At 60.3% G+C, this 25,782-nt stretch carries 19 protein-coding genes; 12 read left to right on the forward strand and 7 right to left on the reverse strand.

What is annotated here, in order from left to right; all coding sequences use genetic code 11:
* Positions 1-6 precede the first annotated feature (6 nt).
* The 3 genes from AC07OT_RS19075 (at position 7) to AC07OT_RS19085 (ending at position 6,141) form a co-directional block, all read left to right on the forward strand.
* The gene (locus AC07OT_RS19075; RefSeq protein WP_495108777.1) at positions 7-3,186 is read left to right on the forward strand and encodes an efflux RND transporter permease subunit; all 3,180 of its coding nucleotides are present in this window, start codon (positions 7-9) and stop codon (positions 3,184-3,186) included.
* Positions 3,183-4,598, forward strand: coding sequence for an efflux transporter outer membrane subunit (locus tag AC07OT_RS19080; RefSeq protein ID WP_495108778.1), 1,416 nt, complete (start codon positions 3,183-3,185; stop codon positions 4,596-4,598). The genes AC07OT_RS19075 and AC07OT_RS19080 overlap by 4 nt, the downstream gene beginning before the upstream one ends.
* 295 nt (positions 4,599-4,893) lie before the next feature.
* Positions 4,894-6,141: an MFS transporter gene (locus AC07OT_RS19085; RefSeq protein ID WP_495108779.1), complete on the forward strand. Its 1,248-nt coding sequence runs from the start codon at positions 4,894-4,896 to the stop codon at positions 6,139-6,141.
* Positions 6,142-6,168: 27 nt separating this feature from the next.
* On the opposite strand, the gene AC07OT_RS19090 is transcribed toward AC07OT_RS19085, so the two are convergent.
* Complete coding sequence (locus AC07OT_RS19090; RefSeq protein WP_495102612.1) at positions 6,169-7,185, reverse strand: AraC family transcriptional regulator; 1,017 nt, start codon at positions 7,183-7,185, stop codon at positions 6,169-6,171.
* A gap of 168 nt (positions 7,186-7,353) precedes the next feature.
* On the opposite strand from AC07OT_RS19090, the gene efeU reads away from it, so the two are divergent.
* Genes efeU through efeO (AC07OT_RS19110) form a run of 4 tightly spaced genes read left to right on the forward strand, consistent with a single transcriptional unit; the run spans position 7,354 to position 11,575 of the window.
* Positions 7,354-8,199, forward strand: a complete 846-nt coding sequence (gene efeU, locus AC07OT_RS19095) for an iron uptake transporter permease EfeU (protein WP_368960879.1) — start codon at positions 7,354-7,356, stop codon at positions 8,197-8,199.
* A 10-nt stretch (positions 8,200-8,209) separates the two neighbouring features.
* The gene (gene efeO / locus AC07OT_RS19100) at positions 8,210-9,412 is read left to right on the forward strand and encodes an iron uptake system protein EfeO (RefSeq protein WP_115486131.1); all 1,203 of its coding nucleotides are present in this window, start codon (positions 8,210-8,212) and stop codon (positions 9,410-9,412) included.
* Positions 9,413-9,426: 14 nt separating this feature from the next.
* Positions 9,427-10,731, forward strand: coding sequence for an iron uptake transporter deferrochelatase/peroxidase subunit (efeB, locus tag AC07OT_RS19105; RefSeq protein WP_115486304.1), 1,305 nt, complete (start codon positions 9,427-9,429; stop codon positions 10,729-10,731).
* 25 nt (positions 10,732-10,756) lie between these two features.
* A complete protein-coding gene (gene efeO, locus AC07OT_RS19110; RefSeq protein WP_065941337.1) occupies positions 10,757-11,575 on the forward strand; it encodes an iron uptake system protein EfeO in 819 nt (272 codons plus the stop codon).
* A gap of 42 nt (positions 11,576-11,617) precedes the next feature.
* Here the strand turns inward: efeO (AC07OT_RS19110) and AC07OT_RS19115 are convergent, their stop codons facing one another.
* Both AC07OT_RS19115 and pssA read right to left on the reverse strand, forming a co-directional pair.
* On the reverse strand, positions 11,618-15,358 hold the full coding sequence (locus tag AC07OT_RS19115) for a hypothetical protein (RefSeq protein WP_495108780.1): 3,741 nt from the start codon (positions 15,356-15,358) through the stop codon (positions 11,618-11,620).
* Positions 15,359-15,494: 136 nt separating this feature from the next.
* Positions 15,495-16,838, reverse strand: coding sequence for a CDP-diacylglycerol--serine O-phosphatidyltransferase (gene pssA / locus AC07OT_RS19120; protein ID WP_495108781.1), 1,344 nt, complete (start codon positions 16,836-16,838; stop codon positions 15,495-15,497).
* Between the two features lie 125 nt (positions 16,839-16,963).
* Between pssA and AC07OT_RS19125 the strand changes: the two genes are divergently transcribed.
* Together AC07OT_RS19125 and AC07OT_RS19130 are read left to right on the forward strand one after the other, a co-directional pair.
* Complete coding sequence (locus tag AC07OT_RS19125; protein WP_495108782.1) at positions 16,964-17,527, forward strand: TetR/AcrR family transcriptional regulator; 564 nt, start codon at positions 16,964-16,966, stop codon at positions 17,525-17,527.
* A gap of 54 nt (positions 17,528-17,581) precedes the next feature.
* The gene (locus AC07OT_RS19130) at positions 17,582-18,061 is read left to right on the forward strand and encodes a nuclear transport factor 2 family protein (protein ID WP_141155069.1); all 480 of its coding nucleotides are present in this window, start codon (positions 17,582-17,584) and stop codon (positions 18,059-18,061) included.
* A gap of 42 nt (positions 18,062-18,103) precedes the next feature.
* On the opposite strand, the gene AC07OT_RS19135 is transcribed toward AC07OT_RS19130, so the two are convergent.
* Both AC07OT_RS19135 and AC07OT_RS19140 read right to left on the reverse strand, forming a co-directional pair.
* Positions 18,104-19,261: a PQQ-dependent sugar dehydrogenase gene (locus AC07OT_RS19135; protein WP_495108783.1), complete on the reverse strand. Its 1,158-nt coding sequence runs from the start codon at positions 19,259-19,261 to the stop codon at positions 18,104-18,106.
* Positions 19,262-19,273: 12 nt separating this feature from the next.
* Positions 19,274-19,588: a hypothetical protein gene (locus tag AC07OT_RS19140; protein ID WP_495108784.1), complete on the reverse strand. Its 315-nt coding sequence runs from the start codon at positions 19,586-19,588 to the stop codon at positions 19,274-19,276.
* Between the two features lie 184 nt (positions 19,589-19,772).
* On the opposite strand from AC07OT_RS19140, the gene ku reads away from it, so the two are divergent.
* Positions 19,773-20,612: a non-homologous end joining protein Ku gene (gene ku / locus AC07OT_RS19145; RefSeq protein WP_115486136.1), complete on the forward strand. Its 840-nt coding sequence runs from the start codon at positions 19,773-19,775 to the stop codon at positions 20,610-20,612.
* 24 nt (positions 20,613-20,636) lie between these two features.
* A complete protein-coding gene (gene ligD, locus AC07OT_RS19150) occupies positions 20,637-23,111 on the forward strand; it encodes a DNA ligase D (RefSeq protein ID WP_115486306.1) in 2,475 nt (824 codons plus the stop codon).
* An 18-nt stretch (positions 23,112-23,129) separates the two neighbouring features.
* On the opposite strand, the gene lpxO is transcribed toward ligD, so the two are convergent.
* On the reverse strand, positions 23,130-24,029 hold the full coding sequence (gene lpxO / locus AC07OT_RS19155; protein ID WP_115486137.1) for a lipid A hydroxylase LpxO: 900 nt from the start codon (positions 24,027-24,029) through the stop codon (positions 23,130-23,132).
* 333 nt (positions 24,030-24,362) lie between these two features.
* Here lpxO and AC07OT_RS19160 point away from each other — a divergent pair, with 333 nt between their 5' ends.
* Complete coding sequence (locus AC07OT_RS19160) at positions 24,363-24,749, forward strand: TIGR03067 domain-containing protein (RefSeq protein WP_495108785.1); 387 nt, start codon at positions 24,363-24,365, stop codon at positions 24,747-24,749.
* Positions 24,750-24,885: 136 nt separating this feature from the next.
* Here the strand turns inward: AC07OT_RS19160 and AC07OT_RS19165 are convergent, their stop codons facing one another.
* A complete protein-coding gene (locus tag AC07OT_RS19165; RefSeq protein ID WP_115486139.1) occupies positions 24,886-25,698 on the reverse strand; it encodes a class I SAM-dependent methyltransferase in 813 nt (270 codons plus the stop codon).
* Positions 25,699-25,782 lie beyond the last annotated feature (84 nt).

Raw genomic sequence — 25,782 nt, forward strand, 5'->3', positions numbered from 1 at the left:
CTCAAGATGAATTTTTCCAAGTTCTTCATTTCACGGCCGATCTTCGCAGCGGTGCTGTCGCTGCTGATCCTGATCGCCGGTGCGATCTCGCTGTTCCAGTTGCCGATCAGCGAATACCCGGAGGTGGTGCCGCCGACTGTGGTGGTGCGCGCCAACTTCCCGGGCGCCAACCCCAAGGTCATCGGTGAAACCGTGGCCGCGCCGCTGGAGCAAGCCATCACCGGCGTCGAGAACATGCTGTACATGTCCTCGCAGTCGACGGCCGACGGCAAGCTGACCCTGACCATCACCTTCGCCCTGGGCACCGACCTGGACAATGCGCAGGTGCAGGTGCAAAACCGGGTGACACGGACTCAGCCAAAACTGCCTGAGGAAGTGACCCGCATCGGTATCACCGTGGACAAGGCCTCCCCCGACCTGACCATGGTGGTGCACTTGACCTCCCCGGATCAGCGCTACGACATGCTGTACCTGTCCAACTACGCGATCCTCAATATCAAGGATGAACTGGCCCGCCTGGGCGGCGTCGGCGACGTGCAGTTGTTCGGCATGGGCGACTACTCCCTGCGTGTCTGGCTGGATCCGAACAAGACCGCCTCGCGCAACCTGACTGCGACCGATGTGGTCACCGCGATCCGCGAGCAGAACCGCCAGGTGGCAGCCGGTGCCCTGGGCGCCCAGCCTGCACCGTCGGACACCAGCTTCCAGTTGTCGGTCAACACCCAGGGTCGCCTGGTCACCGAGGAAGAGTTCGAGAACATTGTGATCCGCGCCGGCGCCAACGGTGAAATCACGCGCCTCAGGGACATCGCCCGGGTCGAGTTGGGGTCGAGCCAATACGCGCTGCGCTCGCTGATCGATAACCAGCCGGCCGTCGCGATTCCGATTTTCCAGCGCCCCGGCTCCAATGCCATCGACATCTCCAACGATGTGCGCGCCAAGATGGCCGAGCTGAAAAAGAGCTTCCCGGCCGGCATGGATTACCGCATCGCCTATGACCCGACGATCTTTGTGCGCGGTTCCATCGAAGCGGTGGTGCACACCCTGTTCGAAGCGCTGATCCTTGTGGTGCTGGTGGTGATCCTGTTCCTGCAGACCTGGCGCGCCTCGATCATTCCGTTGGTGGCGGTGCCGGTCTCGTTGATCGGGACCTTTGCGGTGATGCACCTGTTCGGCTTCTCCCTCAACGCGCTGTCGCTGTTCGGATTGGTACTGGCCATCGGCATCGTGGTGGACGACGCCATCGTGGTGGTGGAGAACGTCGAACGTAATATCGAGCTGGGCCTGGAGCCGTTCCCGGCGACTGAAAAAGCCATGAGCGAAGTGACCGGCCCGATCATCGCCACGGCGCTGGTGCTGTGTGCGGTGTTCATCCCAGCGGCGTTTATCAGTGGCTTGACCGGGCAGTTCTACAAACAGTTCGCCTTGACCATTGCGATCTCGACGGTGATCTCGGCGTTCAACTCGCTGACCCTGTCCCCTGCCCTGGCCGCCGTGTTGCTGCGCGGTCACGATGCACCGAAGGATCGTTTCTCGAAGGTCCTCGACAAACTCCTCGGTGGCTGGCTGTTCCGTCCCTTCAACCGCTTTTTCGAAAAGTCCAGCCATGGCTACGTGGGTACCGTACGCCGGGTGATTCGCGGCACGGGCATTGCCCTGTTCGTGTACGCCGGCCTGATGGTGCTGACCTTCTTCGGGTTTGCCCACACCCCGACCGGTTTCGTACCGGCCCAGGACAAGCAATACCTGGTGGCCTTCGCCCAACTGCCCGACGCTGCGAGCCTGGACCGCACCGAAAACGTGATGAAGCGCATGTCGGAGATCGCCCTGAAGCAGCCCGGTGTGGAAGCTGCGATTGCGTTCCCCGGCCTGTCGATCAACGGGTTCACCAACAGCCCGAACAGCGGCATTGTGTTCGTGACCTTGAAACCGTTCGATGAGCGTAAAGACGCGAGCATGTCCGCCGGTGCGATTGCCGGGGCGTTGAATGGCCAGTACGCCAACATCGAAGAAGCCTACATGGCGATCTTCCCACCGCCGCCGGTACAGGGCCTGGGCACCATCGGCGGGTTCCGCCTGCAGATCGAGGACCGTGGCAACCTGGGCTATGACGAGCTGTACAAAGAAGTGCAGAACGTCATCACCAAGAGCCGTGGCGTGCCCGAGTTGTTCGGCCTGTTCACCAGCTACACGGTCAACGTGCCCCAGGTCGATGCCGCCATCGACCGCGAAAAGGCCAAGACCCACGGCGTGGCGATCAGCGACATCTTCGACACCCTGCAGGTCTACCTGGGCTCGTTGTATGCCAACGACTTCAACCGTTTCGGGCGTACCTACCAGGTCAACGTGCAGGCTGAGCAACAGTTCCGCCAGGACGCCGACCAGATCGGCCAGCTGAAAGTACGCAACAACAAGGGCGAAATGATCCCGCTGGCGACCTTCATCAAGGTCAGCGACACCTCGGGGCCGGACCGCGTGATGCACTACAACGGCTTTATCACCGCTGAAATCAACGGCAACGCAGCACCGGGCTACAGCTCCGGCCAGGCCCAGGCGGCGATTGAAAAACTGTTGAAGGATGAACTGCCCAACGGCATGACCTACGAGTGGACCGACCTGACCTATCAGCAAATCCTCTCGGGCAACACCGCGCTGTTCGTGTTCCCGCTCTGCGTACTGCTGGCGTTCCTGGTCCTGGCCGCCCAATACGAAAGCTGGAGCCTGCCGCTGGCGGTGATCCTGATCGTCCCGATGACGCTGCTGTCGGCCATTACCGGGGTGATCATCTCGGGTAGCGACAACAACATCTTCACCCAGATCGGCCTGATCGTACTGGTGGGCCTGGCGTGCAAGAACGCGATTCTGATCGTCGAGTTCGCCAAGGACAAACAGCAGGAAGGCCTCGACCCGCTCGCTGCGGTACTGGAAGCCTGCCGCCTGCGTCTGCGGCCGATTCTGATGACCTCGTTCGCCTTCATCATGGGTGTGGTGCCACTGGTGTTGTCCAGCGGTGCCGGTGCCGAGATGCGTCATGCCATGGGCGTGGCGGTGTTTTCCGGGATGATCGGGGTGACCTTCTTCGGTCTGTTGCTGACACCAGTGTTCTACGTACTGATCCGTCGCTATGTGGAGCGCAGCGAAGCGCGCAAAGCGGCCAAGGCCTTGAAGCTGGAGACACAGCAATGAGTGTGAAAGTATTCCTGCCGAGCTTGCTGGTCCTGGCGCTGAGCGCCTGTGCCGTGGGCCCGGACTACCAGACCCAGACCCCGGAGGCGGCGAACATCACCGCCGCCGCGGACGCCAAGCAGTATGACCACGCCAAGTTCGAAGGCATCTGGTGGCAGCAGTTCGACGACCCGACCCTCAACCAGCTGGTCACGCAATCGCTGCAAGGTAACCGTGATCTGCGCGTGGCGTTTGCCCGTCTGCGTGCTGCCCGTGCAATCCGCGATGACGCCAGCAATGACGCCATGCCGACCATTACCAGCCGCGTCAGCAGCGACCAGGGCAAGGGCCAGATCCCCGGCCAGACGACTAGCCGGGTCAAGACCGAGCGGTACGACCTGGGCCTGGACATGGCCTGGGAGCTGGACCTGTTCGGACGCATCCAGCGCAACCTGGAAGCCACCGACGCCGACCAGCAAGCCGCCGAGGCCGACCTGTACCAACTGCAAGTCACCCTGATTGCCGAACTGGTAGACGCCTACGGTCAACTGCGCGGCGCGCAACTGCGTGAACGCATCGCCCTCGACAACCTGAAGAACCAGCAGGACTCGCGCACCATCACCGTCAGCCTGCGGGATGCCGGTGTGGGTGACCAACTCGACGTGGAGCGCGCCGACGCACGCCTCGCCGCAGTGGAAGCCAGCGTGCCGCAACTGCAGGCCGAACAGGTGCGTGAGCGTAACCGCATCGCCACCCTCCTCGGCCAGCGTCCCGACAAGCTGACCGTGGACCTGAGCCCGAAAGACCTGCCGGCGATTGCCAAGGCGTTGCCGATCGGCGACCCGGGGCAACTGCTGCAACGGCGCCCGGACATCCTCAGCGCCGAACGCAAACTGGCCGCCGCCACCGCGCGCATCGGCGTGGCCAAGGCCGACCTGTTCCCACGGGTCAGCCTCAGCGGGTTCCTCGGCTTCACCGCCGGGCGCGGTTCGCAGATCGGTTCGTCCGCCGCAAATGCCTGGGCCCTGGGCCCGAGCATCACCTGGGCCGCCTTCGACCTGGGCAGCGTCCGCGCCCGCCTGCGGGGTGCAGACGCCGAAGCCGATGGCGCCCTGGCGACCTACGAGCAGCAAGTGCTGCTGGCGCTGGAAGAGTCCGAGAATGCCTTCAGCGATTACGGCAAGCGTCAGCAACGCCTGGTCTCGCTGATCCGCCAAAGCGAATCCAGCCGCGCCGCCGCCGACCTCGCCGCAATCCGCTACCGCGAAGGCACCGTGGACTTCCTCGTCCTGCTCGACGCGCAACGGGAACGCCTGGCCGCCGAAGACTCCCAGGCCCAGGCCGAAGTGGACCTGTATCGCGGGATTGTGGCGATCTACAAGGCGCTGGGGGGTGGCTGGAAGCCGGACACCGTCGTGGCGACTGCGAAGTAACGTAAAGAGCTCCTTTGGTTGGTCGCATCCAGCCAATTTTTAGCCCCGTGGTCCGTTTGGTCATGGGGCTTTTTTTGTAGCGTCCTAAAATATTGAAAGTTACTTCTGTAAGTGAAACAAGAAGTCCTTCGTAGGTAATTTCCTAATACCGCGCTACACCTGGCAATCAGGAGTACATGCTTTTTATTGCAGCTGCCATTTCTTCTGCAATACAGAAAATGAGGTCTTCTAAAATAAATGCATGCACCTTAAACTTCAAATATCTTCAGTTTGAAAGACAGACATTCAAATAAAAATGAGCACCCTGACCCCACTCAAAGACAAGCACGACAACCTATATTACTCCTTATCAATTTTTATGAACATGGATGTCCAAAGAAGCCTGTTTGTACTTTATCTGCTGCAACTTGGAATCACACAAGGAGAAATAGGCATTCTTCAATCTTTTTTATTCTTCTCTTCCGTAGCGTTAGAAATCCCATCCGGTTTGCTCGCGGATCGATATGGTCGTAAATATTCTCTCATACTCGGCTTTTTAGGGCTGTTTATAAGCGGCATTGGATTTCTGCTATTTTCCTCCTTTATTCCTTTCGCCATAATATTTTGTCTGTTCGGCGCCAGCATTGCCATGGGTTCCGGTTCGGACAGGGCATTACTGTATGATAACTTACTGGCCCAGCATCGCGCCGAAGAGTATCCTAAAATACTCTCACGCGCCCGTGCCATTGGTGCGATTTCATTAGGCTTATCTATGCTGCTTGGTGGCGTATTACAAGACACATGGTCTTGGAACAGTGTTTATATTTGTTTTGCGTTATCAAAGCTCATTGGAGCTGTTGTTGTGACATTCATTCCCGAAATGAAGCTCCCGGCCTTCTCACTGAATTTGAATAAAAAAATTCACAAAAGTAATGAAAAAACGGAGGGACATCTCACCTCGCTGATTAATTTTTTTCGGTCTAAAAAAGGCGCATTTCTTATACCTTTGTTTATTGGATATGCTTTATTCGAGCTTTCAACGATCCCCTTGTTCATCTATGGCCAACCCTTTTTTTCCATGCAGGGTTTAGAGATACCTATCATCGCTGGCATTTATGCTGCTGTTGAAGCCCTATCGGCATTAATGTTCATGGCTGCTGGCTTTTTTTGTTCTCGTTTTTCTCTCGGCATAATTGCTTTCTCTACCACACTTATTACCACCTTTCTTCTTTTCATTCTTTCATTGAATATCGGTACAACCACTTCGGTCGCGAGCTTCCTTCTAATCATGTCGCTCCCTGCCATATATGAAACCTCATACGAAACCTATATTCATGACAATATTGAGTCACACATCCGAGCATCCTGCCTCTCTGTTGCAAACCTGGTCAACTCAGTCATTATCGGCGTCTCCTATACTATTTTCGGTGGATTATTAGATGCGTATGGGTTCTCACCAAGTTTGATGATAGTTGCAGCCTCTTGCTTTATTGGTTTATTGGGTGTCAGCGCAACATTGCTGTTAGGTGGTCGAAAAACCCATTTAAAAAAACAAGAAGCTTGAATCCCCCCAAATACACGCTCTTACACCCTACGTTTGATCATTAAGAATCAAACTGCGGTAATGCCCAGGATTGGACCCCACCCACTTGCGAAACGCCTTATAAAACGAACTGGTATCGGCAAACCCCAACCGCGCCGCGATCTCGGCAAAGCTGATCTGCGGTTCGGCCAGCCACACAATCGCCAACTCCTTGCGCACGCTGTCCTTGAGTCCCTGATAGCTCTGCCCTTCTTCCGCCAGGCGGCGGCGCAGCGTGGAAGCGGAGATACACAGCGTGGCCGCAAGGCCCTCGGTTTCAGGCCAGGTGTCGGGAGGCATTTGCCGCAGGTCGTGCTTGATGCGCGTAGCCAGGCTGTCGGGGTTGCGGTATTTGACCAGGATGTTGGCCGGCGCGTGGGCGAGGAAGCGCTTGAGTTCTTCCGGGCTGCGCTTGATCGGCAGGTCCAGGCAGTCGGCGGAGAAGATCATGCGGGTGCGTGGCCGATCAAAACGCAGGTTGTCGGAAAACATCACCTGGTAGTCATCGCAAAAGTCCGGCTGCGGGCAGCGCAGTTCGATGGCCAGGATCGGGATGCGCCGGCCCGCCAGCCAGCAGGCGACGCCGTGCACGATCATCCAATAGGTGAAATAGGTGAATGCGCGCTTGGGCGCCGGCTCGGGTTCGAGCAACACGATTTCCGCCAGGCTCTGTTGGCGCACCAACTGGGCCGGCAGGTGTTCCAGCATCAGCGAGAGGAACCCCAGGCCGGTGTGCAGGCCCGCTGCCAGGCTGGGTTGTGCAATGGCGGCGCGACAGAGGAACTCCAGGCTACCGGACTTGAGCTTGCGCGGGTCCATGCCGAAGAACTCATCGTCCATGCGCCTGGCCAGCAGACGCCACAAACGGGCGTAGGCGGTGGCGGGAACGCGGGCCACGGGCTGTTCCAGCAATGCCGGATCGATTCCGACCTTGCTCAAGGCTTCGACGGTGGCCGGCCCCGGTGCGCAGCTCTGCAACAAGGCTTCGCGCACGAGGTGGATGGAGATGGTGTCTTTTTCCGACATGGGAGGTTGGGCAATCCGGCGGCTCTCGAGATGCCGTGCATCATAAGGTGGGTTGCGATTCGCCACCACCGTTCAGCCATTGTTCAGCAAACGTCAAGTTTTCCTGTTTAGCAATGAGTATCATTATGTTACAACTTAGCCTCCTATCTACTTAAGCTGCGGTGCCCGATGCTTGTTCCCTTTTTAATCATGCTGCGCGAAGGCATTGAGGCCGCGCTGATCGTCGGCATCATCGCCAGTTACCTGCAACAAACCGGCCGCGGTCAGTGGATGCCCGCCGTGTGGATCGGCGTGTTCCTCGCCGCGGCCCTGGCCTTGCTGGTGGGCGGTGGCCTGGAACTGGTCAGTGCCGAGTTTCCGCAGAAGCAGCAGGAATTGTTCGAGGGCATCGTCGGCCTGGTCGCCGTGGGCATCCTCAGCTCCATGGTGTTTTGGATGCGCAAGGTCGCGCGCTCCATCAAGCATTCGTTGCACGCCTCCCTTGACCAGGCGTTGACCGGTTCCAAACACCAGGTCACGGCATTGATCCTCATGGTGTTCTTCGCCGTCGCTCGTGAAGGCCTGGAAACCGTGTTCTTCCTGCTGGCGGTGTTCCAACAGAGCGAGGGCCCAGGCGCACCGATTGGCGCCCTGCTCGGCCTGGTCCTGGCGATCATCGTCGGCTTCCTGATCTACACCGGCAGCATGCGCCTGAACCTCGGTGCATTTTTCCGCTGGACCGGCCTGTTCATCCTCGTGGTCGCCGCCGGCATCCTCGCCAATTCGGTGCAAGCCCTGCATGAAGCGGGCGTGTGGAACCACTGGCAGACCGTGCTGTTCGATTTCAGCGCCGCATTGCCGATGGACAGCCCCCTGGGCTCAGTGCTGGCCGGCATGTTCGGCTACCAGGAAGCGCCGACCATCAGCACCTTGGGCGCCTATCTGGTTTATCTGGTGGTGGCGCTGGTGATGTTTTTCCTGCCCGCGGCACCGGCCAAGCCTGCCGCCAGCCCTTCTTCCGTTTCCAGCCAGTAAGGACCGTCTCTTGTCCAACCCAACGCCTCAACCCGCTTCGCCCCCCCGCGCCCTGCGCTGGGCGGTGGCCGGCTCGGTGGTCGTGATGATCGCCGCCGGTGGCCTGTTCTATTACGCCTCGCAACTGGCGGCCAGCAAGCGCCAGACCAACCACGATGAAATCGCCGTGACCATCCATGGCCATGCCTGCGAGCCCAATGCACTGACGGTGCCGGCCGGCCGTGCGAGCTTTCGCATCATCAACCGCTCTGACCGGGCGGTGGAGTGGGAAATCCTCGACGGCGTGCTGGTGGTCGAAGAGCGCGAAAACATCGCCCCCGGCCTGAGCCAGGTGATCAACGCCAACCTGCTGCCTGGCGACTATGCAATTACCTGCGGCCTGCTGAGCAACCCGCGCGGCACCCTGCATGTGACGCCAACCGCAGAATCCGACGCCCAGGCCAAGGCCAAGCCGTCGATGGTGGCGTTTATCGGCCCGCTGTCGGAGTTTCGTGTGTACCTGAGCAGCCAGGGCAGTGCCCTGGTCAAGGCCGTGACCGCCCTGCAACAGGCGATCAACGCCGGTGACCTGGCTCAGGCACAAGCGCTGTATGTGCCGGCCCGTGAGGCTTACCAACGTCTGGCCGCGGCCTCGCAACGCCTGGCCGAGCTGGACAACGCCATCAACGCACGTGCCGATTACTTTGAAAAACGCGAGCAAGACCCGGCCTTCAGCGGCTTCCATCGCCTCGAATACAGCCTGTTCCAGCAACGCAGCCTCGATGGCCTGGGGCCGATTGCGCAGCGCCTGGTGAGCGATGTCACCCGCCTCAAACAGCAGTTGCTGGCGCAGTCGCTGCCACCGGAACAACTGGTGAGCATCGTGGTGCGCAACCTCAACAGCCTGGCGGATGTACGCGCCATCAGCGGTGAAGAAGAGCGCTACAGCCATGTCGACCTGAATGGTTTCGCCGCCAACCTGGAGGCCGCGCACAAGGTGGTCGAGCTGATGCGTCCGCTGCTGACCAAGTCCGCCGCCGACCTGCTGCCGACAGTCGACAGCGCCCTCGCCGCCTTCGATGCCGAGCTCCAGGGTTTCAAGCTCGACAAGGGCTATGCCACGTACGACAGCGTTACCGCCGATCAGCGCAAGCAGATCGCCGACAAGGCCAAGGCTCTGGCCGCCGCACTCGATGGAATCGACCCCGCCCTTGGCCTTTCCGGCCTGCAGTGAAGACGACCGCACACATGAGTGATTCAGAACAGTTTTCAGCCCAACGTCGCCGTGTCCTCCTGGGCATGGCTGCCACCGGTGCCGCCATTGCCGGCAGCACCCTGACCTGTCCGGCCATGGCGGCCGCCGCCGAGCAAGTCACCACCGCACCGCGCAGCGACAAGACCCAGGACCACCACGATTTTTTCGGCCAGCACCAGAGCGGCATCGTCACCCCACGCCCCGCCTGCGGCATGGTCGTGGCGTTCGACGTCCTGGCCAGTGACCGCGAAGACCTGGAGCGCCTGTTCCGCACCTTGAACGAGCGCATCGGTTTCCTGATGACCGGTGGCACCGTACCCCAGGTCGACCCGAAGCTGCCGCCCACCGATTCCGGCATCCTCGGCCCGGTGGTCACGCCGGATAACCTGACCATCACCGTGTCGGTCGGCGCATCGTTGTTCGATGAGCGCTTCGGCCTGGCCGCCGTCAAACCCAAGCGCCTGATCCGCATGGTGGGCTTCCCCAACGATGCGCTGGAACCGGCGCAGTGCCACGGTGACCTGAGCCTGCAATTCAGCTCCAACACCCCGGACACCAATATCCACGCCCTGCGCGACATCGTGAAAAACCTGCCCGACCTGCTGCTGGTGCGCTGGAAGCAGGAAGGCAGCGTGCCGCCCCAGGCACCGGCCAAACCCGGCGAACCGGCACAAAGCGCGCGCAACTTCCTGGGTTTCCGCGACGGCTCGGCCAACCCCAACTCCAACGACAACAAGGCCATGGACCAGATTGTGTGGGTCCAACCCGGCAGCGACGAACCGAGCTGGGCGGCCCATGGCAGCTACCAGGCGGTGCGCATCATCCGCAACTTCGTCGAACGCTGGGACCGCACGCCCCTGCAGGAGCAGGAAAGCATCATCGGCCGTGTGAAGACCAGCGGCGCGCCCATGGATGGCCAGAAAGAATCCCAGGTGCCCGACTACAGCAAGGACCCGGAAGGCAAGCTGACCAAGCTCGATGCCCATATCCGTTTGGCCAACCCGCGCACCCCGCAGACCCAGGCCAACCTGATCCTGCGTCGGCCGTTCAACTACTCCAACGGCGTCAATAAAAACGGTCAGCTGGACATGGGGCTGTTGTTCATCTGCTACCAGGCTGACCTGGAGAAAGGCTTTATCAGCGTGCAAACCCGGCTCAACGGCGAGCCCCTGGAGGAATACCTCAAGCCGGTCGGCGGCGGGTACTTCTTCACCTTGCCGGGGGTCACGGGCCCCAAGGATTTCATCGGGCGCACGCTGCTCGCTGCAACGCCTCCTCAAACCACTGCCCACACCTAAAACAAACCAGAGCGGAACACGTCCCATGAAGAAGTCGACTATCGCGTTGTCGTTGTTAATGACCCTTTCACCGCTGGCAGCGTTTGCCGCTACCGCGCCGTTGGACCTGGTAGGCCCGGTGTCGGACTACAAGATCTACGTCACCGAAGAAATCGGCGAGCTGGTCACTCAGACCCAGGCCTTTACCGACGCCATCAACCAAGGCGACCTGGCCACCGCCAAGAAGCTCTACGCGCCGACCCGCGTGCACTATGAGTCCATCGAACCGATCGCCGAGCTGTTCAGCGACCTGGATGCGTCGATTGACTCTCGTGTCGATGACCACGAAAAAGGCGTGACCGCCGAAGACTTCACCGGTTTCCACCGCATCGAATACGCGCTGTTCTCCCAGAACACCACCAAAGGCCTGGAAGCCCTGACCGCCAAGCTTAACACCGACGTCAACGATCTCAAGACGCGCGTCGACGGCCTGACCTTCCCGCCGGAGAAAGTCGTCGGCGGTGCCGCTGCGTTGCTGGAAGAAGTCGCCGCCACCAAGATCTCCGGTGAAGAAGACCGCTACAGCCACACCGACCTGTATGACTTCCAGGGCAACATCGACGGCGCGAAGAAAATCGTCGACCTGTTCCGTGGCCAGATCGAGAAACAGGACAAGGCCTTCCTGGCCAAGGTCGACAAGAACTTCGCCAGCGTGGACAAGATCCTGGCCAAGTACAAGACCAAGGACGGCGGCTTCGAGACCTATGACAAGGTCAAGGAAAACGACCGCAAGGCACTGGTGGGTCCGGTCAACACCCTGGCCGAAGACCTGTCGACCCTGCGTGGCAAGCTGGGTCTGAACTGATCCTTGGCTGTCCAGGCTCGCAGCGAGCCTGGACGGCCCCCATCAGTCCCGAACCCTGAAATGCTTCAAAGGTGCACCCTCAGGCTCGCCTGAGCTGGGATTGATCACATACCACCCGGCGTTTTTCTGGATCGCCTGGACTTCAAGAGCCCCCACGTTGCCCGTTCGAGCGCCCGACACAGCCCTGAACGATCGAATGCCTCCCGGGAAGAGGCAACCTTGTACGCCCACCGCCCAACGACACTTCTCGAATGCCGTGGTCGGCATATAGAGGCCGGGCGCCAGGCGAGCGACTTCACCGTTCATGATTTTGCGCAGTGCATCGACGGTTTTCGGCCCGGATTTGAGCACGTCAATCGCACCGTCCAGAGGATTGAACAGGCTACGCAGCAACGGCGCGGTGCCTTTAAGCCCTGGCAGGCTGAATGACTTGCCATTGAACAGCACCAGCTTTTTTACGCCACGCAAAAATCGGCTCGCCCCACTCAGCCCGCCTGTGGCGGCGAACGACGCGAAATCAATCAGTAAGCCCTTGAGCCCCTCCTTCACATTGCCGTGTGCAATATCTGAAATCGCACCCACAAACGGGATCAGGCTCAGCATCATACGGGCGTTCTCGGCGTTGAACAGCTGAGTGCCGGAGGTAAACGGATAGGTGCGTCGGCTCTGTAAACCCGGGGGCTGGTTGGCAAACTCAATCAACGTCGCACGCTTGCCGTCAAAGCTGTGGGCCAGCAAAGCGCTGACAATTTGCTCGGTTTTGGTTGAAACAAAAGTATCGGGCACACGCCGGATCGCCCTATCCCCAGGGCGTAGCTGCGGCGTCGGCGGCAGTTCTGTGGGTACTTTCTCGATAATCACCTTCGATTTGGCACCCGCACGCGGCAGCGAACCTGAACGGTAGGCCTCTACATCGAAGGCTTGCTCAGTCCCCAGCCGGAACGGCCTGCGCAGATAAGCAAAGGGCCCGTAGGGCTTGCGGCCTTCTTCGACGGCACCATCGAGTTTCAATCGATAAGGCAAATCGGTGCGCTTGACCATCTGCATTGATCGCGGGAACACCTCGTAGTAACCGAACCTTGGCTCGACCGCGCCCGTTTCATAACGCAGCAGCAGGCCATGCTTGCCACAGTGTTCGTCGACCTTGGAGTCGGGGCCCTGATCGTCCTCCAGGGCTTCCCCGGTTTCCTGGCGTACGGTGAAAAACTCTATGTTGCCTGACTCAAGCGCCAGACGTTCCTGCGCGGGCAACTGGGCAATCATCAGTTTCAGCGCAGTAGCCTGAGCCACGCGGGTATCGGCAATGTGCTGATCGACCGCGGCCGCCACCAATGGGGCGATCTCCGGCACCTGCCGGATGCGCGCCTCGAACGTTGCCTGGGAAATCCTGGGATGGATGAACCGGTAGCGTCGCTCCCCATTGATCCGGGCATTGAGCCAATGATCGACGGCCAGCAACGGGTCATCGCGAACCTGATCCGTCAGAATGACATCGGTCAGCAACGGCCGACGGGATTCCAGATGCGCATGCTGGCGAGGTTCAAAAGGCACGTCCGTGTCCAGTTCAAGCCTGAATCCACGCAGTTCATCGGCGGTCATTTCCGGGAACAACGACAGCAGCCGCTCGATCAGCAAGCTGCGCTGAGTCGGCGGTTCTTTCGTCAGTGTGCTGAAGGCCTCGCGGATCTGCTTCTCCCGCGCGGTAAAGGCCTGTGTCGCAGCCTGATAATCCCCTGGAGAGTATTGGTTGTCGTGGGTCATGGGGAAAATGCCGGTCATGACCGCCCAGTCCAACAACGGCCTGGTCGCCAGGGTCTTGAGCAGCGCCTCTTGTGTTGCACCACCCGCGTCAAGGCGCGAGAGCGCCGTGATTTGCGTAAGGTTCATCAATCGCGAACTGCCCGCGCCGGACAGCGCATCGGCTATTGCGCAGCCCAGGCGCATTTCCAGCCAGCCGGTGGAGCCGATCTTGATGCTTTGCGGGTCACGGTTGAAGGCCTGCGCAGCCTCCGCCGGCACATCAGGATCGGCCTTGATCAGCATCTCCGGTGCGGAGTGGGCCAAGAACAGGTGAGCGAACAAGGACGAAAGCGTGGCATCGACCCCCTGGCTTTCCAGGTGTTTTTCCACGTCCTGGCGCACATCCTTGAGTGTGCGACCCAGGTTGCCTGGCTGGTAAAGCCAATACCCGGCCACTACGCCTGGCCGGCCAGGCACTGGAGCTTTCACACTCAGCTTCAGCGTCGCCGCCAGGAGTTGATGGCGCTTGGCTTTACTCAAGGGCTGACCGTCGGCTACGGCGTAAAGCTTCAGGCGTCTGGCCAATTCGTCGGCCTTGGCGATGCAGGGTGGCGAATCGAAAAAGTCGGCAAGACGGCGATCAGGATCATGGGGCGGTTGCTCGACCACACTGGAGCCAGTAAAGCGTCCAAGCAATGCCACCACCGCTGGCGCCATGCCTTTCAACACCTCACGATCATCGGCCGACAACGCGGCGCCCACGCTCTGTTCATAGGGCAGCATGACTGCGTAATCGCCTGCCGACAGCGGCGGCGGGAACGACGTAGTGAACCAACTCAATGTGGCACGCACGTCACTCACGGTCTGTGGCGCATCAGGGGCATAAAACGCTAACGCCTGCTGCGCGTCATAGGTGCGAGTGCTGTACAGGGCATTCCCGGTCTTGCCACTCATGCGCAGCAAATCATCGAGATGCGAGTTCATCTGGCGAGCAGACTGTTGTGCTTCTTCGCTGCCGGTGGCCAGCGTTTTCTGGATTTCCTCGTCGAAATACGACTGCAGCGATTGCCATTGACCGGCAGCGTTGCGCATCTGCAGGGCCCCCTCGGACAACCGGTATGCGCGGCCCTCTCCCGCATCCCCCACGTTCGCCAGGAAATCCTGGAAGGTCGGCGTCGCCAAAAAGGCATTGAACTGCTTTCGTGGCTCTTGGCTGAGTTGATCCAGGGTCGATCCCCTCGCAATGGAGACCGTATGATCATCCAGCTTGAGTGATTCACCGCCCTCCTTGCCCTCGATTATCGGCTGCAATTGGCCAACCAATTGCCTGCGCACTGCCTGGTCATCGTCCTGTTGCAGCAGGTGCTTGAACTGTTTCTCCCACTGATCACGCAAGGAGGAAGAAATCGCGGGCCATCCCTCGCGCTTGAGTTGCGTGCCCAATGCCGCCGCGGCCCGCTCATTGAGCGGCGGCCTTACGCCGTAGAAATCCAGCACCACGTCACGCGGCACTGCACTTTGGGTCGGGCTCATAGCAACTGGCACCCCCAGGTCATTGGGCGAAAGAACCTGCTGGATGGCGTGGATCTTGGTACTGACCTCCCACCAGCCCGAACCATCCGTTAATGTAAACCGCTCAAAGGTATCCTTGCCCTCACGCGTCACCATGCCTGCCACCGAATCTCGAAATACCCGCACGGTCGATAGCTTCAACCCCTTGGCTTCAAACCAGGCTTGCACGGCCGGTTCAGTGATTGCGGCGTTGTATAGCTGGAGAAAGGGGGCGATGGACGCGTTGGGCGGGATAAGGCTTTCGGGCGGCCTGCCCGTGGTCAGCCACTGAACCAGCCGTTTGTGCAACGTGGTATCCGCGGCAGCGGCGACAGCGGCGCCGGGGAAATGGCGCCGTGGCGTTACGGTATCGGATACAGCACGTTTGGACCGGCTGTCAGGGACCGCGACAGGGTGCAACACCGCCGCCTGGGAGGGCGCCTGAAACTCACCGAGCGCCGGGACAGTACTGCTGAATCGAGTGGTGTACATATCTATTAACCCCTGGCCAATTGAACGGCGAGAGTTCTCGTCCCTTAGAACAGTCAATAGACAACGTACAGCACACGCCCAAGGCGCTGCAGAGGCAAAGTCTCAACACATCGAGCCTGCCGCAACGCACCCGTTACTAGAGAATTCGGTACAACAACCGCTCGATTCGTACACGGCTGACCCGGCGCAAAAACTTGCCGACGGCCTCGGGATAATCCACCAGGGTTTGCAAATCCTGATAACGCTCGATCCGCGTGGTGTGCTGGAAAATCTGCGCCAGCTCCGTGCGTCGCGGCTCCAGCCATTGGCCTTGGGGGTCATCGACGAGCAAGGCGTTTTCCAGGTCGAGACGAAACGCCCGTGGGTTGAGGTTGTTGCCGGTGAGCAAGGTGTAGCGCTGATCGACCCACAGGCCCTTGAGGTGGTAGGTGTTGTCGCCGTCGCGCCACAGGTGCAGGTTCAACTGGCCGCTGTCGATCACCGGTTGATGACGCTTGGCAAAGCGGCGCAGGCTAATTTCATACAGGTACGGCAGTGCCGAGATCACCTTGAAGGGTTCGCTGGGCGGGATGTAGAAATCGTTGGCGGTCTTGTCGCCGACGATGATGTCGACCTTTACCCCACGCGCCAGGGCGCGGTTGATCTCCCGGGTCACCGGCAGCGGCAGGTTGAAGTACGGCGTACAGATGGTCAGTTGGTGCCGGGCGCTGGCGATCAGTTCGAGGATCACGCGGTTCAACGGGTTGTTCTTGCCCACGCCGAGCAACGGGCTGACAGACAGGTGGCCGTTGGGCAACTGCCCTGCCGTGGTGTCGTAGGCCGCGTGCTTGAGCCGGCTGCGCAGGTCGCCGATGTCGTTGCGCAGGCTGCGGGTGGTCGGCGGGTTCGGCAGGTCGAGGCGGTGCACGGCCTTGGAGGCCACCAGGCCGTGCTCCACCAAGTGCTGCATGGAATCCGCCAGGGGCTGGCTGTGGATCAGGTGGTAACGGTCGAAGCGGTATTTATCGAACTTGTGCAGGTACACGTTGTTCAGGCTGGCACCGCTGTACAACACGCTGTCATCGATCACAAAGCCCTTGAGGTGCAGCACGCCGAACAGCTCGCGGGTTTGCACGGGTACGCCGTACACCGGCACTTCACTGGCATGGTGCTGCGTCATGGCCTGGTACCAGGCGCTGTTGCCCGGTTGCTTGCCGGCGCCGATCAGCCCGCGCTGGGCGCGCAGCCAGTCGACCACCACCACGATGTCCAACTCCGGCCGTGCGGCCTTGGCGGCGTGCAGGGCGTCGTAGATCTCCTGCCCTGCCTCGTCCTGCTGCAGGTACAACGCGACGATGTAGATGCGGCGGGTGGCCTGGGCAATGTTCTCCAGCAGGCAGCGACGGAACGCGTCAGCGCCGGACAGCACGTCAATGGCGTCGGGGGTCAGGGGAAAACCGCGCAGTTTGGGCAACAGGGAGCGTTTGAAGAACGACGGCATAAGGCTCGCAATGGGTCGAATCCGAAGAGGCCCCGAGCTTACACCATGGGGGTGCTCAGGTCTCGCAGTGGCAGAGAGTAAAATTCTTGTTGACTAAGAAGAACGATCGTTCTACTTTAGCAGCCATGAACGATATGACCCCCAATGAAACCCGCGACATTATCCTCGACGTCACCGAGAAGTTGATCTATCGCCACGGCATCGCCGCCACCGGCATGGACTTCCTGGTGAAAACCGCCGGCGTCTCGCGAAAAAGCATTTACCGTTACTTCGCCAATAAAGATGAGTTGGTGATCGCGGCCCTGCAGCGCCGTGACGAGCGCTGGATGCACTGGCTGCGCGGCGAAGTGGAGCGCGTCGATGGCAGCGGCGCACGCTTGCTCGCGCTGTTCGACGCGCTCAAGGCCTGGTTCGGCTCGGCGGATTTTCGCGGCTGCGCCTTTATCAACACCAGTGGTGAAACCGGCGACCCGCACGACCCAGTTCGCCTGCTGGCCAAGGCCCATAAACAGAAACTGTTCGAGTACGCACTCGAACTGTGCCAAGCACATGGCACCCCCGACCCCGAACGGCAGGCCGCGCAACTGCTGATCCTGATCGATGGCGCCATTACCGTTGCCCTGGTCATGGGTGATTCAACAGCTGCCGATAATGCGCAATGCATGGCGCGAACGTTATTGGGACTGTGAACCCACCCGCCTGGCAACTTTCGATAACGCTGTATGGTTTTGAGGAGCCGCCTGATGTCATCTACCGCAGAAACACGTCCGCCCTTGCCGCCGTTTACCCGTGAATCGGCGATTGAAAAAGTGCGCCTGGCCGAAGACGGCTGGAATTCCCGCGACCCGCACCGGGTGTCGCTGGCTTACACCCTGGACACGCAATGGCGTAACCGTGCCGAATTCGCCCATAACCGCGAAGAGGCCAAGGGCTTTCTCACGCGCAAATGGGCCAGGGAGCTGGATTATCGGCTGATCAAGGAGCTATGGGCCTTTACCGACAACCGCATCGCCGTGCGCTATGCCTACGAATGGCACGACGACTCGGGTAACTGGTTCCGCTCCTATGGCAATGAGAACTGGGAGTTCGACGAGAATGGCCTGATGGCCAATCGTTTTGCCTGCATCAACGACCTGCCGATCAAGGAGAGCGAACGCAAGTTCCACTGGCCGCTGGGACGGCGCCCGGATGAGCATCCGGGGTTGTCCGAACTCGGGCTTTGACTGAAGCCGCAAGCTTGAAACTTCAAGCTTGCGGCTCATTGCTCAATCCTGATTGAGGCCCACTCGATACAGCACGCCATCGTCCTCATCCGTCAGCACATACAGAAAGCCATCCGGCCCCTGCCGCACATCGCGAATGCGTGCCTTCAAGCCGCCCAGCAAGCGCTCCTCATGGATAACCTTGTCGCCATCGAACTGCAGACGAATCAGTTCCTGACTGGCCAGCGCACCGATGAACACGTTGTGCTGCCACGCCTTGAACCGGTCGGCGTCGTAGAAGGCCATGCCACTGATGGCCGGTGATTTCTCCCACACATGATGGGGCGCCACGGTGCCTTCTGCGGTCTTGCCCTTGGCCTCGGGAATCGGTGTGAGCGAATAGTTGATGCCGTGAGTCGCCAGCGGCCAGCCATAGTTCTTGCCCCGCTCGATAATGTTGATTTCATCACCGCCGCGCGGCCCGTGTTCGTTTTCCCAGAGCGTGCCACTCCATGGGTTCAGCGCCAGCCCTTGCGGATTGCGCTGGCCGTAGGACCAGATCTCGGGACGTACCCCGACTTGACCGACAAACGGGTTGTCATCGGGCACGCGGCCATCCGGGTAGATCCGTACGACTTTGCCCTGCAGCTTGTCCAGGTCCTGGGCGGTCGGGCGGTCGTTGTTTTCCCCCAGGGTCACGAACAGGTAGCCATCGCGGTCGAAGGCCAGGCGCGAACCGAAGTGGTTGCCGGTGGAGAGTTTCGGCTCCTGGCGCAGGATCACGTTGAAATCGGTCAAGCCACTCAGGTCCGGCGCCAGGCGCCCGCGACCCACAGCGGTGCCGGCCGTGCCGCCCTTGCCGCCGCCTTCGGCATACGTCAGGTAGACCATGCGGTCCTGCTTGAAGTCCGGCGACAGCACCACATCGAGCAAACCGCCCTGCCCCTTGGCCCACACCTCGGGCACGCCGGTCAACGGCGCAGACAGCTTGCCGTCCGGACTGACAAAGCGCAGGTGGCCCGGACGCTCGGTCACCAGGAACCCTTGCTGGTCGGGTAGAAACGCCACGGCCCACGGGTGATCGAGGCCTTTGACGATCGGGGTCGCGGTGATGCTGCCTTGTTCACTGGGGAACTGCTGCCCATCGGCGGCATAAACGGCCGTCCGCGCAAGCAGCGTGGTGGCGCACAGGGTGGCGAGCAGGGTTTTGCGTATCAACATAAGACAGCGTCCTTACCGGCGATTGCCGTTGGCATCATAGGTGGGGGCTTTGGTGTCGGTGGCTGGACGGCTGGGGGCCGCATCGCGTTGCGGATAGCGATTGCCGATACCACCGTTTTCCAGGGTCGGTGTGCGCGGCGTCGGCACGGTCTGAATACCACGCACCGCCGGCGTATTGGGTTGAGTGCCCTGCATGCTGTTGGGATTGGCCCGGTGTATCGGGCCGTTATTGGAATCGCTTCTGCCGGGCAGGTTTTGCGCGAGGGCAACTGGCCCAAGTGCCAGGCCTAGCACCAGCACCGCGAGATGACGCACACAGCTGTTCATGACAAAGCCTCTCTGGGGCGAGGAGTACGTGCTTTCGATACCACGCTACGCCCTGGGTTCGGCTTTCGTAACTAAATAGTTTCTCATCAGGTGTAACACGATCTGTCCGCGCATCTGCCCGGGGAAACTTTTCACGCTGCCGTCGAGTCACCCGAACACAGCTTCTTCTTAAGGAATCGCACGCATGCCACGGGCAATCTGGAAAGGCGCCATCAGTTTCGGCCTGGTTCATATTCCGGTATCGCTGGTCTCGGCCACGTCCGCCCAGGGCGTGGACTTCGACTGGCTGGACAAGCGCAGCATGGACCCGGTGGGCTACAAGCGCATCAACAAGGCCACCGGCAAGGAGGTCACCAAGGAGAATATCGTCAAGGGCGTGGCGTTTGAGAAAGGCCGCTATGTGGTACTCAGCGAAGACGAGATCCGCTCGGCCCACCCCAAGTCGACCCAGACCATCGAAATCATCGCGTTTGTCGCCAGCGACCAGATTCCGTTGCAGAACATCGACACGCCCTACTTCCTGGCCCCGGATAAACGCGGTGGTAAAGTCTACGCACTGCTGCGCGAAACATTGAAGAAAACCCGCAAGGTGGCCCTGGCCAATGTGGTGTTGCACACCAAGCAACACCTGGCGGCACTGATGCCCCTGGAGTCGGCGCTGGTGCTGGTGATGCTGCGCTGGCCGGCTGAAGTGCGCAGCCTGGATGAGCTGGAACTGCCCAGCGAGGTGACCAAACCCAGCCTGGCCAAGGGCGAGCTGGACATGGCCAGGCGCCTGGTGGAAGACATGAGCGCAGACTGGCAGCCCGAGGACTATCGCGACAGTTTCCAGGAAAAAATCATGGCGCTGGTGGCGAAGAAAGCCAAGGCCGGCAAGATCGAAGACGTCGAATCCCAGGAAGGCAGCGAGGAACGCAAGTCCGCCGATGTGATCGACCTGACCGAGCTGCTCAAGCGCAGCCTGGCGGGCAAGCCGGCGACAAAAAAACCGGCCGCGAAAAAAGCCGGCAAAAAGGCCTCTTGAGCCTGACGTATGCGGGAGAACCACATGGCCAAGCCCCTGAGCGAATACAACCGTAAACGCGATTTCGAGGTCACCGCCGAGCCATCAGGCCGCGCACCGGGTCGTAAGCCCAAGGCATCGGCCCTGAGCTTCGTGATCCAGAAGCACGATGCGCGCAACCTGCACTATGACTTCCGTCTTGAGCTTGACGGGGTGCTGCTCAGCTGGGCAGTGCCCAAGGGGCCGAGCCTGGACCCGAGCCAGAAACGCCTGGCCGTGCACGTTGAAGATCATCCCCTGAGCTATGGCGGTTTCGAGGGCAGCATCCCGGCCGGCCAGTACGGCGCCGGCGATGTGATCGTGTGGGACCGCGGCATCTGGCAACCCCATGACGACCCGCACAAGGCCTATGCCGCCGGCAAACTCAAATTTACCCTGGTCGGTGAAAAGCTCTCCGGTGACTGGGCGCTGGTACGTACGCGCCTCAAGGGCAGCGGCGACAAGGAGCAGTGGCTGCTGATCAAGGAAAAAGACCAGCAGGCACGCCCCGCCGCCGAATACGATATTGTCCAGGCCCAGCCAAAGAGCGTCTTCAGTGACGCCTCGGTCGGTGAACCCAAGGCCAAGCCTCGCGCCAAACCACAGAAGCGGGCAACCGCCCTCCCCGAACAATTCGCCCCGCAACTGGCAACCCTGGTAGACCGCGCGCCCGAAGGCGACTGGCACTACGAGATCAAGTTCGATGGTTACCGCATGCTCGCCCGCATCCGCGGCGGCGAGGTACGCCTGTTTACCCGCAATGGCCATGACTGGACCGAGCGCCTGCCACGCCAGGTCAAGGCCCTGCAGGCCCTGAAGCTCAAGGACAGCTGGCTCGATGGCGAGATGGTCAGCCTTAATGACGACGGCCTGCCGGACTTCCAGGCACTGCAAAATGCCTTTGAGCTCGGCCGCAGCCTGGACATCGTCTACTACCTGTTCGACGCGCCGTTTTTAAACGGCAGCGATCAACGCCAGGCGCCACTCGAGGAGCGACGCGCCGCGCTCAAAGACGCCTTGTCCGGCAGCCGCAGCAAACTGCTGCGTTTTTCCGAAGCATTTGCCGCCAACCAGCACGATATCGTCGAAAGCGCATGCGAGCTGGCGTTGGAAGGCGTGATCGGCAAGCGTAAGGGCAGCCCCTACGTTTCCAGTCGAAGTACCGATTGGATCAAGCTCAAATGTCGCCTGCGCCAGGAGTTCGTGATCGTCGGCTACACCCGCCCCCAGGGATCACGCAGCGGATTTGGTGCGCTGTTGCTGGCCGTCCATGCCGATGGCGCGCTGGTCTATGCCGGGCGCGTGGGTACCGGGTTCGACCAGGCCTCACTGAAAAATATCCATGCCCGGCTCAAGCCTTTGGAACGCGCGGCGTCGCCCCTGGCAAAACCGCTGACCGGCACCCAGGCGCGCGGCGTGCATTGGGTGGAGCCGACGCTGGTCGGTGAGGTGCAGTTTGCCCAATGGACCCGAGAGGGTGTGGTACGCCAGGCAGCGTTCATGGGCTTGCGCACGGACAAAACCGCCGCGCAGGTCATCCGGGAGCAGCCCCGCACGGCCAAAACCCTGAAAGCACCGGCGGCCGGGCGAGCCAGCGGGGTGAAGGTCACTCACCCCGACCGCGTCATCGACCCGCAAAGCGGCACGCAGAAACAGCAATTGGCGCAGTTCTACGCCAGCATCAGCAAGTGGCTTCTGCCGTTCCTGCGGCACCGCCCGGTATCGCTGCTCAGGGCGCCTGAAGGCATCGAAGGCGAACAGTTTTTCCAGAAGCATGCAGAGCGCCTGGCCATTCCCCACATCAAACAACTGGACCCGGCACTGGACCCAGGCCATGCGCGCCTGATGGAAATCGACAGCGCGCACGCCCTGGCCGGTGCCGTGCAAATGGGCAGCATCGAGTTTCACACCTGGGGCGCCACTTCTGACAAGATCGAAACCCCGGACCTGTTTGTGCTGGACCTAGACCCGGACCCGGCGCTGCCCTGGAAAACCATGCTGGAAGCCGCTCAGCTCACCTTGTCGGTACTCGACGAACTGGGGTTGGAAGCCTTCGTCAAGACCAGCGGCGGCAAAGGCTTGCACCTGGTCATACCGTTGGCGCGGCGGGATGGCTGGGACACGGTAAAAGCCTTTGCCAAAGCCATCGCCCAGTTCATGGCCCGGCAGTTGCCCGAGCGTTTTACCGCCACCTCCGGGCCAAAAAACCGCGTAGGCAAGATCTTCATCGATTACCTGCGCAATGCCCGTGGCGCCAGCACAGTGGCTGCCTATTCGGTACGCGCACGGCCGGGCCTGCCCGTGTCGGTACCGGTAAGTCGTGAAGAGCTCAAAGGCTTGCGCAGTGCCCAGCAATGGACGGTGGCCAATGTGCTGGAGCGTTTGCAAGGTTTGAAGGAAGACCCGTGGGCGGGCTATGCCAATCGGCAAAAAATCAACAGAAAGATGTGGGATCAATTAGACGCCACGCCACCGAAGTGAGTGGCGCCCGGACCGGCTTCAGATCAGCAGGAAGAGAGCCGCCAGGGCAGCGAAGATCGCCCACTTTTCCAGGTAGTAACGCGTGCGATTGCGCTTTTTCAGTTCTTTGCCACGCAGACGGATCTTGTACAGGCGAGTAAACGCGCGGTTGAGCCCACCCGTCTTGTCGCCGGCGTCATTGGGCGAGCCTGCGGCCGCCATCACAGTGCGGCTGAACCAGCGGTTGAAGGCGGCGGCCCAACGGTATTTCATCGGGCGCTCGATATCGCAGAACAGGATGATGCGGTTCTGTTGTGTAGTGTTTTCAGCGTAGTGAATATACGTCTCGTCAAACATCACCGGCTCGCCATCACGCCAGTAGTAACTTTCGCCGTCCACATTGATGTAGCAGCCCGGATCATTCGGCGTGTCCAGGCCCAGGTGGTAACGGTAGGAACCGGCATACGGGTCACGGTGGCGCACCAGCTTGGAGCCCGGCGGCAACTCGGCGAACATTGCCGCCTTGATCGAGCCGATGCCCTGCACCAGCTCGGTGGTACGCGGGCACAGCTTCATCGCCGAGGGGTGGCTGTCGCCATACCATTTCAGGTAGAACCGCTTCCAGCCGGACTTGAAGAACGAGTTGAAACCTACGTCGTTGTATTGGTCGGAGCGTTTGATTTCGCCCGCACGCATCAGAGCCTGGCCTTCCCGACGAATCTCCTCCCAGTGCTCTTGCAGCGGGCTCAGTTCGGGAAAATCGCTGGGTGATAAATAAGGGCGGCCGGGCAGTTTGGAGAACAGGTAAAGGAAGCAGTTGATCGGTGCCAGGAAGGTCGAATGATCACTGAGTTGGCGGCCCAGCTTATGCCGCACCCGACCACGCAGGTGTACATACGCAATGGAGGCAACGTAAAGAACAACAATGATGAGTTTCAAGGGATTTCGTCACATGTCAGAAGAAAACAGGCTGCTCCTGCGCGCCCACAACGGCTGAGGATGGATAGCAGCGTCTGAAATCACAATTCACACAATTGGCACGACCGGCTGAGTAATGTCCCGATACGTGGTCCGTGGCAGTTATTTAGCCACAGTTTGTAACCAAAAGTTAATCAAGAATTGTGAAAACCTGTCTAGTGAATGTGCCAGGCAGGCCCCTCGACGGCCGGCCTTGGGGCGCGGCAACCACCGATCATCGAACGGCAAAAGATGGTAAAAGGCAGCACCGCCGGCAACGTCCGGCAATTACCCCCTCAGCAAAAAGGAATTTGTATGTCAGCCCTTTCAGATCCGGATAGTCAAACCCTTCAAGGCGTTTGGGAGCAAACCTCACTTGAAGACAGTGGCGTACTCAATCCCATCGATGCCCACAGCGCTCCGGGCGCTTTAACCACTATCAGCGGCGATCGTTTCGAAGTGAAGACCGTCAGTGGCGAAGTGTTGTTGGCGGGTCGGTTTTTCCTGGACAGCAGCACGGTTCCCAAAAGCATTACCTGGGTGGACGCCCTGGGCGATGACGCCGGCAAGCACTTGCCCGCCAGTTATCGCCTTGAGGGGGATTCATTTGCGTTCATTGCGGCGGATGAAGGTATGCCCAGGCCCATCGTCTTCAGTACCGGCCCAGGCCAAATCATGCGCACTTTCGTGCGCCGCGCGTGATGCTGTGCGCCATCCGAACGCGCGACAGCATTTTCACAAAGCCTTCACTTTCGGCCCTATAGGGTGAAGCCTACCTACTCCAGTAAATCCCTTGGCCCGCCAGTGCGCGGGCTTTTTTTGCCTGGCGCCAATCGGCTCAGGCTGGACGCTTGGTGGCGGCTAGCGTGAAGCACAGGGGTAACTGGGCAGGCTGGTGCTCGTACTGGTCGTAAAGTTCTTCGCGATTGGAGTGGGCATATTCCTGCAGATGGTCGATCTGCAACTGCGCAGCAATCGCCGCGTTCACCACATCCCCCAGGGTGTGCACATACCAATAGGAGGTCGGCCCCGCCACTTCGCCCTGCCCCTCATAGACAATCGACTCCTGCAGCACAAAAGGCTCACGCTGGAAGTACGAACTGGCCGGCAACAGTGGGTCTGGCGCGCGCGGGTCGAACATTTCCAGAAACGGGTGGGTTTCATACATCACCAGCGTGCCACCGGGTTTCAAGGTCCTGGCGACATGGCGCATGAACAGCGCCACATCCGGCATCCAGCCCAGCACGCCAATGGTCACCAAGGCGATGTCGAAGCGCTCGTGCAAACGGGATGGCAATTGGTGGATATCGCTTTCGATGAATTCCGGGTGGTGGGGCGAAACGTCGGCAAGCTCACGGGCCTGCTGCAGGAACGCCCGGGATTGATCCACACCGACCACCGAGCACGCACCCAGGCCGAACAGTGACAGGCTTTCGCGACCGTTATTGCAGCACACCTGCACCACCTCTTTGCCGGCAACGCCGATGTCTTGCAACAGCCCGGTAAGGGTGGGGTCCAGGCACGAAAACCCAGGGTCGCGGACCCCGTTAAGCAGGGCGCTCCAGGTCTCGGTGGTTTTATGCAGGTCGGCGGATTGATCCCAGGCGTCCTTGTTGCAGGCAATCGCCTGTTGAGCTGAGGGCATGTCCATTGCGTCTCCAGATAAGTCATACGGCGAGGCAAAGAAAATAAGCCACAAGCCCGCAGATTAAAACCCCAGCAGCAGGCGAAACTA

The organism is Pseudomonas sp. GW821-FHT09C10, assembly GCF_059418085.1.

Bases quoted from the DNA above. Each gene is read 5' to 3' on its own strand.
- AC07OT_RS19075 (WP_495108777.1), top strand. From the start codon at position 7: ATGAATTTTTCCAAGTTCTTCATTTCACGGCCGATCTTCGCAGCGGTG.
- AC07OT_RS19080 (WP_495108778.1), top strand. From the start codon at position 3,183: ATGAGTGTGAAAGTATTCCTGCCGAGCTTGCTGGTCCTGGCGCTGAGC.
- AC07OT_RS19085 (WP_495108779.1), top strand. From the start codon at position 4,894: ATGAGCACCCTGACCCCACTCAAAGACAAGCACGACAACCTATATTAC.
- AC07OT_RS19090 (WP_495102612.1), bottom strand. From the start codon at position 7,185: ATGTCGGAAAAAGACACCATCTCCATCCACCTCGTGCGCGAAGCCTTG.
- efeU (WP_368960879.1), top strand. From the start codon at position 7,354: ATGCTTGTTCCCTTTTTAATCATGCTGCGCGAAGGCATTGAGGCCGCG.
- efeB (WP_115486304.1), top strand. From the start codon at position 9,427: ATGAGTGATTCAGAACAGTTTTCAGCCCAACGTCGCCGTGTCCTCCTG.
- efeO (WP_065941337.1), top strand. From the start codon at position 10,757: ATGAAGAAGTCGACTATCGCGTTGTCGTTGTTAATGACCCTTTCACCG.
- AC07OT_RS19115 (WP_495108780.1), bottom strand. From the start codon at position 15,358: ATGTACACCACTCGATTCAGCAGTACTGTCCCGGCGCTCGGTGAGTTT.
- pssA (WP_495108781.1), bottom strand. From the start codon at position 16,838: ATGCCGTCGTTCTTCAAACGCTCCCTGTTGCCCAAACTGCGCGGTTTT.
- AC07OT_RS19125 (WP_495108782.1), top strand. From the start codon at position 16,964: ATGAACGATATGACCCCCAATGAAACCCGCGACATTATCCTCGACGTC.
- AC07OT_RS19130 (WP_141155069.1), top strand. From the start codon at position 17,582: ATGTCATCTACCGCAGAAACACGTCCGCCCTTGCCGCCGTTTACCCGT.
- AC07OT_RS19135 (WP_495108783.1), bottom strand. From the start codon at position 19,261: ATGTTGATACGCAAAACCCTGCTCGCCACCCTGTGCGCCACCACGCTG.
- AC07OT_RS19140 (WP_495108784.1), bottom strand. From the start codon at position 19,588: ATGAACAGCTGTGTGCGTCATCTCGCGGTGCTGGTGCTAGGCCTGGCA.
- ku (WP_115486136.1), top strand. From the start codon at position 19,773: ATGCCACGGGCAATCTGGAAAGGCGCCATCAGTTTCGGCCTGGTTCAT.
- ligD (WP_115486306.1), top strand. From the start codon at position 20,637: ATGGCCAAGCCCCTGAGCGAATACAACCGTAAACGCGATTTCGAGGTC.
- AC07OT_RS19160 (WP_495108785.1), top strand. From the start codon at position 24,363: ATGTCAGCCCTTTCAGATCCGGATAGTCAAACCCTTCAAGGCGTTTGG.
- AC07OT_RS19165 (WP_115486139.1), bottom strand. From the start codon at position 25,698: ATGGACATGCCCTCAGCTCAACAGGCGATTGCCTGCAACAAGGACGCC.